Annotated in this window: 10 protein-coding genes; 8 read left to right on the top strand and 2 right to left on the bottom strand. The window is 43.0% G+C overall.

Features of this window, described 5'->3' with window-relative positions; genetic code table 11:
• Positions 1 to 106 precede the first annotated feature (106 nt).
• Positions 107 to 523 (bottom strand): hypothetical protein, encoded by a 417-nt coding sequence (locus ABJH64_RS02550; protein ID WP_348334528.1) that lies wholly within the window; start codon positions 521 to 523, stop codon positions 107 to 109.
• Between the two features lie 215 nt (positions 524 to 738).
• Here ABJH64_RS02550 and ABJH64_RS02545 point away from each other — a divergent pair, with 215 nt between their 5' ends.
• The 3 genes from ABJH64_RS02545 to ABJH64_RS02535 all read left to right on the top strand — a co-directional run bounded on the left by ABJH64_RS02545 (position 739) and on the right by ABJH64_RS02535 (position 7,284).
• On the top strand, positions 739 to 1,131 hold the full coding sequence (locus ABJH64_RS02545; RefSeq protein ID WP_348299303.1) for a hypothetical protein: 393 nt from the start codon (positions 739 to 741) through the stop codon (positions 1,129 to 1,131).
• A gap of 436 nt (positions 1,132 to 1,567) precedes the next feature.
• Positions 1,568 to 6,001: a CusA/CzcA family heavy metal efflux RND transporter gene (locus ABJH64_RS02540; protein ID WP_348299301.1), complete on the top strand. Its 4,434-nt coding sequence runs from the start codon at positions 1,568 to 1,570 to the stop codon at positions 5,999 to 6,001.
• Between the two features lie 38 nt (positions 6,002 to 6,039).
• Positions 6,040 to 7,284: an efflux RND transporter periplasmic adaptor subunit gene (locus ABJH64_RS02535; RefSeq protein WP_348299299.1), complete on the top strand. Its 1,245-nt coding sequence runs from the start codon at positions 6,040 to 6,042 to the stop codon at positions 7,282 to 7,284.
• A 133-nt stretch (positions 7,285 to 7,417) separates the two neighbouring features.
• Here ABJH64_RS02535 and ABJH64_RS02530 read toward each other — a convergent pair whose 3' ends face one another.
• The gene (locus ABJH64_RS02530) at positions 7,418 to 8,305 is read right to left on the bottom strand and encodes an IS1595-like element ISEvi1 family transposase (RefSeq protein WP_015266931.1); all 888 of its coding nucleotides are present in this window, start codon (positions 8,303 to 8,305) and stop codon (positions 7,418 to 7,420) included.
• Between the two features lie 49 nt (positions 8,306 to 8,354).
• On the opposite strand from ABJH64_RS02530, the gene ABJH64_RS02525 reads away from it, so the two are divergent.
• The 5 genes from ABJH64_RS02525 to ABJH64_RS02505 are packed head-to-tail and all read left to right on the top strand — an operon-like array spanning position 8,355 to position 12,479.
• The gene (locus ABJH64_RS02525; protein WP_348299305.1) at positions 8,355 to 8,684 is read left to right on the top strand and encodes a P-II family nitrogen regulator; all 330 of its coding nucleotides are present in this window, start codon (positions 8,355 to 8,357) and stop codon (positions 8,682 to 8,684) included.
• Between the two features lie 15 nt (positions 8,685 to 8,699).
• Entirely contained in the window at positions 8,700 to 9,116 is a 417-nt protein-coding gene (locus ABJH64_RS02520) for a transcriptional repressor (RefSeq protein WP_027885450.1), read from the top strand.
• 9 nt (positions 9,117 to 9,125) lie between these two features.
• The gene (locus tag ABJH64_RS02515) at positions 9,126 to 9,590 is read left to right on the top strand and encodes a transcriptional repressor (RefSeq protein WP_051191359.1); all 465 of its coding nucleotides are present in this window, start codon (positions 9,126 to 9,128) and stop codon (positions 9,588 to 9,590) included.
• A complete protein-coding gene (locus tag ABJH64_RS02510; RefSeq protein ID WP_027885449.1) occupies positions 9,587 to 9,946 on the top strand; it encodes an STAS/SEC14 domain-containing protein in 360 nt (119 codons plus the stop codon). The genes ABJH64_RS02515 and ABJH64_RS02510 overlap by 4 nt, the downstream gene beginning before the upstream one ends.
• Positions 9,947 to 9,950: 4 nt before the next feature.
• Entirely contained in the window at positions 9,951 to 12,479 is a 2,529-nt protein-coding gene (locus ABJH64_RS02505; RefSeq protein ID WP_093026604.1) for a heavy metal translocating P-type ATPase, read from the top strand.
• The last annotated feature ends 3 nt before the right edge of the window (positions 12,480 to 12,482 follow it).

The following is a 12,482-nucleotide window of genomic DNA, read 5'->3' as shown; positions in this document are numbered from 1 at the left end:
AAGCATGAAATAATCCTAAGAAAATGGAATACTGGATAAACTTTGCTACAAGCAATTGAGCTCATAGAAAAAGGCGGTCTGCAAGACCTAAGTTTACCTATCCGGATTAAATCAAGAAAGATTGAAAAAGAACAGTATAGTTCTTATCAATCGCAGGGGGAGATATAAATACGTTGGAATATTCAGTTGTAGGAACTGGATCTATTCCAAAAATGAATGTTTGTGTGAAAGCTGCTACAAAAATAAGTTGGGCAGCGTCAAGGTGTACTATTTTAAGATTCTGGTCACTATCGTTGTGAACGAGTTCGAAACTATTTTGGCAGCATTCATCAGCATTGCTTAAACCTCCTTGATCACTCGAAGGAGATTCCGATTGATGTTTCATTCCGCAATCCAAATTTTTTGCAGAAAGGCCAATTGCATTTAACATCTCAGATCCCATGCATATATGGCTGCTCTTCGCCAAACCGATGTTTGCGAAAAGAAGTAAGAATGCTAAAACTATGGAAAATGATTTCTTCACTGTTACAATTATAGGCTTTTCACATGAGAATGAAAATAAATCCAGTTGAATTCTAAAACACGTAATAATCCAGATAAGGTTACTGCTAATAAAAAAAGACAAAAAAAATCCACCCTTGCTCAGATTGGGTAGTAGCTATGCCTCATCACTTGAATCTGGGATTAGCGATTTTGTGCAATAGCCTTGCATTACTTTATTTCATAGATTTGCAGAACATGAAACTGATAAGAAACAGATCTTTTATTGCTTTGCTCCTTTTGGGGATGCTATCAATGAATCTCGATCTATCCTGTCAGATTCAAAAAATTCCGTTTTTGCTTTCACATTTTGAGGATCACCAAACGTTGCATGGCGATTCTGTGTTAGAATTTGTTGTTGAAGATTATATTGATCATGGATCTGACAATAAAAGCCATGATGAAGAAAACCATGATAACCTTCCCTTTCATGGGAACACGCATTGCTGCTATCCTTCTGTTTTTTATGCCTCAAATGAGAATTTTCAATTAATGCTATTCGAATTTGCTTCGCAATATGAATTCGGATTCTATGCCCCTTCTTTTTCTTCCGAATATCTAGATATGCCTTTCCAACCCCCGAAAGCTTAAATACCGGTCAACTTTCCTGTTATGCTTTTCTGCCGCAGGAGAAGGTATTTCTAAAATTACACTTGCTTGTTCATGCTTTTCCTTTGTAGTAAAGAAGGAATTGCAAGTTGTTTAAAAAAATCCTTTAGGTTTTCTTTTCAATTACCCCCAATACTATTCAGTGATGCATCACATCTGCACTGAATTTTTAGTTGGAGGCAATAGAACGAGTAAAGCAACAGGCATTCATACAACTCCCCATAATTATTTATTCATTCAAAATCCAAACCTTTTGACATCGAATAAAAAAAGAAAAAAGAAAAGAAGTGCTAAATACAGAGCTTTTAGAATATTAAAGTGGACTTTCATCATTCTGATTTCAATATTCTTGATAATAGTCAATCTGTTACGTTTACTACACTTCTTCTCTGTCCATTTAAAATAAAAAAATTAAGAGATGATCAATAAAATTATTTCATTTTCAATAAAGAACAAATTCATCATCGGCCTACTCACCCTGGCACTCATTGGTCTGGGTATCTACTCCATGTATACGGTGAATCTGGGTTCCGTACCAGATATTACCAATAATCAGGTGCAGGTGATTACCGTATCTGAAAATCTGGGTACAGAAGATATAGAGCAGTTTGTTACATATCCGGTAGAGATCGCAATGGGCAACCTGCCCGGTGTAACAGAGCTAAGGTCTATTTCCCGATTCGGACTGTCGGTGGTTACCATCGTCTTTGAAGATGATATAGGTACCTATTTACCCCGGCAGCTGGTTCAGGAAAAATTGAACGAGTTGAGCGAAACCATTCCGGAAAAGTTCGGAAGTCCGACAATGGGGCCTATTTCCACCGGTCTGGGCCAGATTTATGAATACACCATTCAACCGCAGGCAGGCTATGATACGGTGTATAGTCCTACAGAGCTTCGCAGCATTCAGGACTGGATTGTGAAGAGACAGTTAACCCTGCTGGAAGGTGTGGTGGAAGTGAATTCTTTTGGCGGATACATCAAGCAGTATGAAGTAGCCATCAACCCAGAGAGATTAAATGCATTGGATGTAAGCATCTCCCAAGTGTATGAGGCCCTGGCCCGGAATAATGTAAATACCGGTGGTGCCTACATTGAAAAGAACAGAATGTCCAACTTCATTCGTGGAGAAGGACTGATCCAGACCTTAGATGACATCAGGAAAATAGTTGTTACCAATGAAAATGGCACTCCTGTTACCATTAGGGATGTAGCCGAAAAAGTGAATTTCGGACATCAGGTGCGCTATGGGGCTTTCACGCAGGATGGAGAGGAAGCCGTGGGCGGTATTATTATGATGCTGAAGGGCTCCAACCCTAACGCAGTGATACAGCGGGTTCAGGACAGGATGGAGGAAGTAGAAAAATCCTTGCCGGAGGGGCTTGAAATCAGACCTATTATTGATCAAAGCGCCCTTATTGCCAGAACAACCGATACTGTAACGCAAAACCTTATTGAAGGTGCCCTGATCGTAATCTTCGCCCTGGTGTTTCTGTTGGGTAGTTTACGTGGAGGCCTCATTACCGCCACTACCATTCCGCTTTCCCTACTGTTTGCCTTCATTTTGATGAAGCAGTTCAATGTGTGGGCCAACCTGATGAGCCTTGGAGCCATTGACTTTGGGATTATCATTGACGGGGCGGTGATTATTATAGAGGGCACAGTGTATGAAATCCAAAAGCGCATCCGGTCAGGGAAAATCAAGTTCAACCAGGCGGTAATGGATGAGGTAGCTTACGATGCGGGGAGTACCATGATGGGATCGGCCTTTTTCGGTCAGATCATTATCCTGATTGTATTTGCCCCTATCCTTTTCCTTACCGGGGTGGAAGGGAAGATGTTCCAGCCCATGGCCTATACGTTTGGCTTTGCGATGATAGGTGCCATTATATTATGTCTTACTTATGTGCCGATGATGTCCGCTTTGTTTATGAAACCAGTTGAAAACAAGAAAAACTGGTTCGGACGTTTTGAACGGTGGCTCGAAAAGATCAGCGATAAGATCATTGGAGGTATTCAGTGGGCTTACCTTCCGCTTTTAAAAGCTTCTCTCCGATTTAAAGCTATTGTGATCATTGCTGCCTTGGTGCTATTGGGTGTTGCAGGCTTTGTCTTTTCCCGGATGGGTGGCGAGTTTATTCCTCAGTTAGATGAGGGCGATATTGCCATGCAGGCACTTATACGTCCGGGAAGTTCCCTGACGGAATCTATAGAGGTCTCTAAAAAAATAGAGACCCTGCTGCTGGATAATTTCCCGGAAATAAAAACAGCTACAGCCCGTATTGGTGTAGCGGACATCCCTACCGATCCCATGCCTATGGATATTGCCGATATGTATATTATACTTGAAAAGGACAAAGAAAAATGGGTGTCGGCTGAAACCAAAGAAGAACTCATTGACCAAATTCAGGACCTGCTCAATAAACATCTGACCGGTGTCAATCTTGTTTTTACCCAGCCAATTGAACTACGGTTTAATGAGCTTTTGGAAGGGGTGAGAGAAGATATTGCAGTAAAACTTTATGGGGATGATCTGGAGGTGCTTTCTTCCAAAGTTCAGGAAATGGCAGAGATCATTCAAACTGTTCCCGGAGCCGGAGATGTCAATGCGGAAAGAACATCGGGCCTGCCGCAAATGACGGTGCGATACAACCGGGATAAGATAGCGCAGTACGGGCTGGACATTCAAAAGATCAATGAATATATAAGTGCCGCATTTGCAGGCGGAGTGGCTGGGGTTGTTTTCGAAGGAGAAAAACGCTTCGACCTGGTGATCCGTCTTGCCGAAGCCCATAGCCAGGGCATTGAAGATTTGCGGACCCTGTACATTGACCTTCCTGATGGTACGCAAATCCCGATTAAAGAAGTTGCTGATATCAGTTATGTGCCGGGCCCAATGCAGATATCGCGTGACGACACCTATCGGAGAACCTATGTAGGGGTAAACGTTCGGGGCCGTGATGTGGAGTCGGTAGTCAATGATATTCAGGAAAAGCTGGATGCTGAACTGGATTTACCTCCCGGATATTATATCACCTATGGAGGCGAATTTGAAAACCTGCAACAGGCCAAAAGCAGGTTAACCGTTGTAGTGCCCATCGCATTGTTACTGATTCTTGTGCTGCTTTACTTTGCGCTGGGCTCATTCTCGCAATCCATTATGATTTACATGGCCATTCCTTTAGCGGCCATCGGTGGTATTTTCGCCATGTGGCTCCGGGACATGCCCTTTAGTATCTCGGCAGGCGTAGGCTTTATCGTGCTCTTTGGAGTGGCAGTACTTAACGGCCTGGTGCTGGTAAACCGCTTCAATTCCTTGAAAGAAGAAGGTGTTACCAGTATCAGGGACCGGATTCTCATCGGTACCAAGGAGCGGATCAGGCCGATCATGCTTACAGCCGTAACAGATATTTTAGGGTTTATGCCTATGGCCTTTTCTTCTTCGGCCGGAGCGGAAGTTCAGCGGCCATTAGCGACTGTTGTAATTGGTGGTATGTTAACAGCAACGCTACTTACCCTGGTGGTACTGCCGGTACTTTACACCTTCGTGGAAAGCCTTAAGGAGAGAAGAAGGAATAGATTATCTCCGGCTGCCGGGGTAATCGTGGCGCTGATTTCTGTGGGAAGCCTTTTAGGTTTTAGCAGCCCGGCGCAGGCGCAGGAGCAAAACCCTGTACAGGCTGTACAGGATAGTTTGCCGGCCCTTACTTTAGAGCAGGCCCAAAAGCGGGCGGTAGAAGCTTTTCCGAGAATAAGAGCGGCTGCCCTTGAGATAGAAAGCCAGCAGGCTTTAAAGAAAACGGCCTGGGACCTGGGCAACACCCAGATATTTACCGGAGGGGAAGAAATCGGCAATGGCTTGGATAATGCTGACCTTGGGGTGTATACTCAAATAGGAATCCAGCAGCAACAAATTGATGTGTTTGGTATTGCCCCACGCCTGAAATTGCAGAAAGAAAGAGTGGCCCTGGCAGAAAAAGCTCTTGAACTTTCCATCCTGGAAGTGAAGCTGGAGGTGAGCCGGGCTTGGGCTTCGGTATATGCTGCTAAAAATGCGTATGAGACACTGCGGAGCCTGGATTCTTCATTTACGGATATTGAAAGAGCTGCACAAATAAGGCTGGAAACAGAAACAATCTCTAGGTTGGAATATTTGGCCACCGTAAATCAAGGGAATGAGGTTGAAATTCAAAAAGAGCAGGCATACAGGGATTATCTTAAAGCCTTGCAGCGATTCAACCTGTGGTTTGCCAGTGACACACTTTACACGGTGCCTGAGGTTTCTGCTGATGAGTTAGACGAACCTATAAGCGATTTGTTAATACCTTTGGATAATCATCCCCTGCTCAATGTGTATGAACAGCGGGTGGATGTGGCTGATGCAACGCTGAGGGAAAGGCGGTCGCAGTTTCTTCCGAAATTTCAGGGGCAGTACGGAAGGCAGAAGATTGATGGCCAAACCGGCTTTTATCAGTATCAGGTAGGCATCAGCATTCCCTTGTTTTTCGGACCGGAATTAGGCAGAACACAATCTGCCAGGATAAATCGTGAGATAGCTGAGGTAAATCTACAGCAAACGCAATTGGAGCTTAAAACAGCTTATACCGGGGCACGCGAGGAATACCTTAAATGGCTTAACTCGTGGAGATATTATCAGGAGGAGGCGCTTCCATTAGCCGTCGAACAGCGGGAAGGAGCAATCATTGCCTATAGAGAAGGAGCAATTGATTATGTCACTTTTCTACAAAATATAAGGGATGCTGTACGAATAGAGATTGATGCCTGGGAGGCATTGGGAAATTATCTCGACAGCCGCTCGCAGCTTGAATACTATCTCAAAACTTCCGAATAAAAATAATTTAATTAATAGAAATAGATAAAGAAATATAAATGAAAAAGTACATCATAAAACTGTTTACCCTGCTCCTTACGGTATCATTCCTTTCTGCCTGCAATGGCGGGGGAGGCGAAGAAGCTACCGGTGAAGCCCTTGCTACAGAAGAGGAAGGCCACGCAGGAGAAGAAGCTGGAAATGAAGGAGAAGAAGGAGGCGATGGCGGAATGGGGGAAGTGCATCTTTCCGAGCTCAAGTTCAACAGCCTGGGCATAAAAGTAGATACCCTGCCCACCCGGCCACTTTCCGATGTAGTGGAAGTTACAGGCAGACTGGAAGTACCACCACAGAATGCGGCTACCGTAACGGCTATATTAGGAGCTAATGTTGCTTCCATCAAAGTAATTGAGGGAGATAAGGTAAGAAAAGGACAGGTGTTGGCCTACCTTTCCCACCCCAACCTTACCAGGGTACAAACTAGTTATATTACTGCTTACAGCCGTATGCAGAATCTGGAGCAAGAATTTAATCGCCAGCAAAGACTCTATGAAGAAGAGATAGGTTCAGGCAAATTGTTTCAACAGGCGAAATCAGACTTTCAGGTTGAAAAAGCTGAAGTACAAGGCCTTGAATCACAACTCAGGCAATTAAACTTAAATGTGGAGAAAGTAAGAAGTGGGGATATCTATGAGTATGTACCCGTGGTAAGTCCTATTGACGGCACTATTACGGAAGTTAGAATACAGGTAGGACAGTATGTAGACCCTCAAACCGAGATGTTCGAAGTAATCAATACAGATCATGTGCATGCCGACCTGATGGTTTTTGCCAAAGACGTGTACAAAGTGAAAAAAGGGCAAAAGGTCATTCTTTTGATGGAATCAATACCCGGTAAAACTTTTACTGCCGAAATATTCTCGGTAGGCAAAAAGTTTGAGCAGAATCCCAAAGCCGTTCATGTGCATGCAGAGATACAGGAAGAGACAGATATGCTTGTTCCGGGTATGTATATCAACGGGAGGATCGTTACCGGCGCCGGTACGGAAGTGACGGCTTTGCCGGGGGAAGCCATTATTGAGGAAGAAGGGAAATCCTACATCTTCATCGCTGAACAGCACCAGGAAAACGGGGAAACCGAATGGTCCTTTAAGCCGGTGGAAGTGATAACAGGAGAAGAAAATGAAGGCTGGGTAGAAATTAAATTACTGGAGCCTTTGCCTGAAGGTACGTTGGTTGCCTATAATAATGCCTATTATCTGGTTTCTGAAATGCAGAAAAGCCAGACTTCCCATGGTCATTAAATTAAAAAAATTAGATGGATGGACTCTCTGTTAAATGTTTGTCTTAATTAAAATTCCAGAGGGTTCATCCTTAATACTAAAATTAATATTACAGCAATGAAAGAAATAAAAGCATAGAGGTGACCAGTTAATATCATATTAAGTCAGCAATATGGATTTTTTTCTTACTGACCATTCTGGTGATCAAATTGTGGAAGATCGTGTCCTTGCTCTGTGAGCGGTTGATTCTGTAGGAAAACTCACTTAGGTAGCGGTCTATATGCCTTTTGCTTACCCAGGAAAACGTCGTCCTTAACCACGATTTTACCTGATGGATCATGGTGTGAATTGCTTTAAAATTTAAGCCTAATTCACTGGGAGTCTGTTTGATGGTAAAGTCATTTTTGATAGGACGATACCCTTTCCATTCGTCTGTCTGAACTTGGGCACCCCTGTCGATGTGGCTCTCAAAGATGGGACGTAGTGATTTGGCTGAAAAATCCTTGATCTGTAAAGCATAAAACCGTTTGACTTTTCCTGCATCAGTAAGTTCTACCGCGCATACTACCTTCTTTTTCTTACCTCCATAGCTCCTTCCGGTATGTCCGGCTTCTTGGCCCCCTACTACGAATTCGTCCACATGAACTTCTCCCTTCATCGGATGATTTCCGCTCGATTTCATGGCCTCACGTACTTTATGCATGAAGCTCATGGCTGTTTTACGGTTAATGCCATACCGTTTGGCCATATACATCGCAGAGAGACTTTTGGTACTTGTGCTCATCTCAAAACAGATATAAAATGCCTTTACAAGACCAAATTTGACTTTATGGAAAAGGGTGCCTGCGCCAGCACTTTCTGTATCGCTACATTTATTGCAGGTACGTGCGTAATCCTTTCTGATCTGGCTACCCTGATGACCACACTTGCGACACGTAAATCCATCTTTCCACTTAAGTTCGGACAAATATTTCTTACAATCCAACTCGGTCTGGAACCTTCTACTGAACTCTATAAGCTCTTGTCCTTTGAAAACATCCATTATCTGCTTGTTTAAAAGCATAAATATATGAAATTAAACGGTCACCTCTATAAAAGCATTTATAAAACCGAAACGAGTTCAAAAAGTGATAGAATCCCTTAGTGAAAGTGGATTCAAAAGTATGACGCTTTCCCAGGGGGAAGGTACCGGGGCTTTTAAAGCAAAAGGCGCATCACCTTCTTTAGATTTCCGTGTAACAGACAGTCCGGTTGTAAAGTTAGAACTGGTATGTCAAAACGAAGAAGCACAATCAGCAATAGATATTATCCTTGAGAATGCAAAAACAACTGAACCCGGTGACGGAATAATTTATCTTTCCGATATTGAAGATGCCTTCCAGATAAAAACCGGGGAATCCATAAAGCGTTACGACCCCTAAATACTTTTATAGCAAATGGAAAAAATAGTAAAAAAGTTGGAAAGCAAAGGCATCCGCCCTACGGCAATGCGCTTGATGACCTATAGACGGCTGGCACAACTGAATGTGGCCGTTAGCTTAGGCGACCTTGGAAAGGATTTCGAAAGCTCGGAAAGGAGTACGCTTTTCCGTACTATGAAGACATTTGAAGAAAAAGGAATCGTGCATCAAATTGAGGATGGCACCGGCATCATTAAATATGCCCTGTGCGAAGACAATTGTGAATGTGAGGTGGGAAACGACCTTCACTTACATTTTCATTGCAATAGTTGCGGGGAAACCGTGTGCCTTACAGAGCACAAAATCCCTCAGATAAACCTGCCCGAAGGCTATGTGGCAGAGGATATCAATCTGGTAGTAAAGGGAATATGTGAGAAATGTAGTGGCGTTTAATTTTATGAGATGACCAAAGCCGAAGAAACACTTAGAAACAACGGGATTAGACCTACCAAAATGAGATTATTTATTTATAAATATCTCAAAAGAAAGTTTTATGCTGTAACATTAAGGGAAATAGAAACGGCTTTCGTTAAAAAAAGTAAACATACACGAGATAGAACAACAATTTATCGGAGTATAAAATTATTTCAAAAGAAAGGGATTATACATCAAATTGATGACGGTACGGCTACCGCAAAATATGCATATTCTGATAAGAATTCGCTGGATCTACACTTACACCTTCACTGTATGAATTGCAGCAAAACCTTCTGTTTGCCCAATAAAGTTCCACAGGAAAATTTACCTGACAAATACGAAATAACCGAAGTAAATTTAGTTTTGAAGGGGGCATGTGTAAAATGCCAAAAAGCAAAGAAGCTAAAATATAACATAGACCAATCTGCTCATAAAAACTTAAAACAATGATACGAATCAAAAATGTCGAAAAAAGCAATTTGATATCCGCTTCAATAAGCGGTAAGATTACTAAAGAGGATATAGAGAAAATCCATCCTTTGATACATAATATTGTCAAAAATGGAAATAAGGTGAATTTCTTTTTTGAACTAGTTAACTTTAAGGGCTACGATCTCAAAGGCTTATGGGAAGATTTAAAAGTTGATACCGCCCATATTTCAGATTATGGAAAGATGGCCTTTGTGGGTGAAAAAGAATGGCAGGAATGGGCTGCTAAAGCCACTGATTTTTTTACAAGCTCGGAAGTTAAATATTTCGACTTTACCGAAAAGGAAGAAGCTAAAAGATGGATATTAAACCAATAGGGATATGAAAAAGCTACAACTAAAAATTCCGGTATTGCTACCTCAGGTGCCAAATGAAAAAGACACTTGTGTGCAAAGGCTCATTGCTGAATTAGAGGCCAAAGAGGGTCTTGAAAAAGTACATATAGTAGATGATCAGGAAGATACGGTGCCGCAACTGTGCTTTCATTATGATCCGGACATTATCTCTATTGACCGAATTCAATCTTTGGCGGAAAATGCCGGGGCAGAAATTACAGAAAAATATGGTCATCTTCTTTTAGAGGTTGAGGGGATTAGACATACAAGGCACGCTCGTTCCATCGAGAAAAGCCTTTTGGCAATCAATGGAGTTTTGGAAGTTTCCGTTTCAGGCTCTGGAATGGTACGACTTGAATTTGATAAAAAGCAAACGAATTTTGATGAAATAAGTAAACAAATTGAAAAAGAATACCTTCAGATTCAGCGGAGTTCTTCAAACGAAAATGATTACACCAAAGCATCCAAAAAACAGGAGCGTTCAAAGAAGGAAGATACTAAAGAACAAACTTCCACAGAGGGGCACGAGCACAAAGAGGGCGAGACCCACGAGGAAGGAGAAGGGCACGCCCACGGTGGGATTTTCGGTAAAAATACGGAGCTTATTTTTTCTATTATCTGCGGCGCCCTTCTCGGGATAGGTTTCGGACTTTCCTATGTTGCATCCATCCCAGATTGGGTCAGTCTTACTTTATACATAGGTGCTTACTTTTTTGGGGGTTACTTTACGGCAAAAGAGGCCATACAGACCGTTGCCAAAGGTGGTTTTGAAATCGATTTTTTAATGTTGGTGGCCGCCATAGGTGCCGCTGTTCTGGGAGAATGGGCCGAAGGTGCACTCTTGCTGTTCCTGTTCAGCCTTGGCCACGCCCTGGAACACTATGCAATGAACAAGGCCCGAAAGTCCATAGCGGCCCTTGCCGATCTCGCACCAAAAACAGCTTTGCTCAAAAAAGATGGCAAAACCGAAGAGGTGGGTATCGAAAAATTGGGTATAGGCGATATTATCGTGGTCAAGCCGAACAGTAAAATATCTGCCGATGGCGTTGTGGTCAACGGAAAAAGCAGTGTCAACCAAGCTCCGATTACCGGGGAAAGTGTACCGGTAGATAAAGTTCCCGTAGAAGATGTTGACAAGGATTATTCGGCGCAAGATGATATCAAGGATGAAAACCGCGTTTTTGCCGGAACGATCAATGGGAACAATACTTTGGAAATTAAAGTGATCAAAGCAGCCAAAGATTCAACGCTTTCCCGATTGGTGAAACTGGTTAACGAGGCCCAGACCCAAAAATCACCTACCCAGTTGCTCACCGATAAATTTGAAAAATATTTTGTGCCGTCCGTCCTTATTTTGGTCGGGATTCTTTTGTTCGCTTTTTTAGTTATTGACGAACCCTTTAGCGCGAGCTTTTACCGGGCAATGGCGGTACTGGTAGCTGCAAGTCCCTGTGCGTTGGCAATCTCGACCCCAAGTGCTGTATTGAGTGGAGTGGCCAGAGCTGCCCGTGGCGGGGTATTAATTAAAGGAGGGCGCCCTCTGGAGGACCTGGGGGTTATTACCGCCCTCGCCTTTGATAAAACCGGAACTCTAACGGAAGGAAAGCCAAAACTTACCCAAGTGGTGCCACTTGGAAATATATCTGAAAACGAACTTCTCAAAATAGCAGTAGCTGTGGAAAGTTTGAGTGATCACCCCCTGGCCAAAGCTGTAGTTCGTGATGGAAAAGAGCGTCTGGAAGGCGAGGAAATCCCAAATGCCTCTAATTTGGAGGCAGTTCTGGGTAAAGGGATTAAAGCATCGTTTGGCAATGATAAAATCTATATAGGTAACCTCGACCTGTACGAAGGGCTTGATGAGAGTACACCTTCCGAAAAAATAGCTACGAAAGTGCGTGGTCTTGAAGGTGGTGGAAATACAACAATGCTTATACGAAAAAATGAAGAATATATAGGCATCATTGCATTAATGGATACCCCTCGTGAAGCCGCCAAGGGAACCCTCAAAAAATTAAAAGAAATCGGCATTAAACGAATGATCATGCTTACCGGAGATAACCAGAAGGTAGCAGACGCTGTAGCAGAAGAAATAGGATTGACCGATGCCTGGGGGAGCCTATTGCCGGAAGAAAAAGTGGATGCTATAAAAGAATTAAAAGAAAAGGAATCCAAGGTGGCAATGGTGGGCGATGGCGTTAATGATGCCCCTGCCATGGCAAACAGCACTGTAGGCATAGCTATGGGTGCTGCGGGAAGTGATGTAGCCTTGGAAACGGCGGATATTGCGCTAATGGCCGATAAGTTGGAAACCCTGCCCTTTGCCATAGGCTTAAGCAGGAAGGCAAAGGCGATTATCAGGCAAAACCTTTGGGTTAGCCTTGGTATTGTGGCCCTGCTTATACCTTCAACCATATTCGGCTTGGCAAATATTGGAGTGGCTGTAGTAATCCATGAAGGTTCGACGCTTCTGGTGGTTTTTAATGCGTTAAGGCTTTTGGCTTATAAAAAAGATTAGATC

This window comes from Algoriphagus sp. (assembly GCF_039969895.1).
Lineage (GTDB): Bacteria > Bacteroidota > Bacteroidia > Cytophagales > Cyclobacteriaceae > Algoriphagus.
Note: the sequence above shows the minus strand (reverse complement) of the source record. Positions and strands in the feature narration are given on the sequence as shown.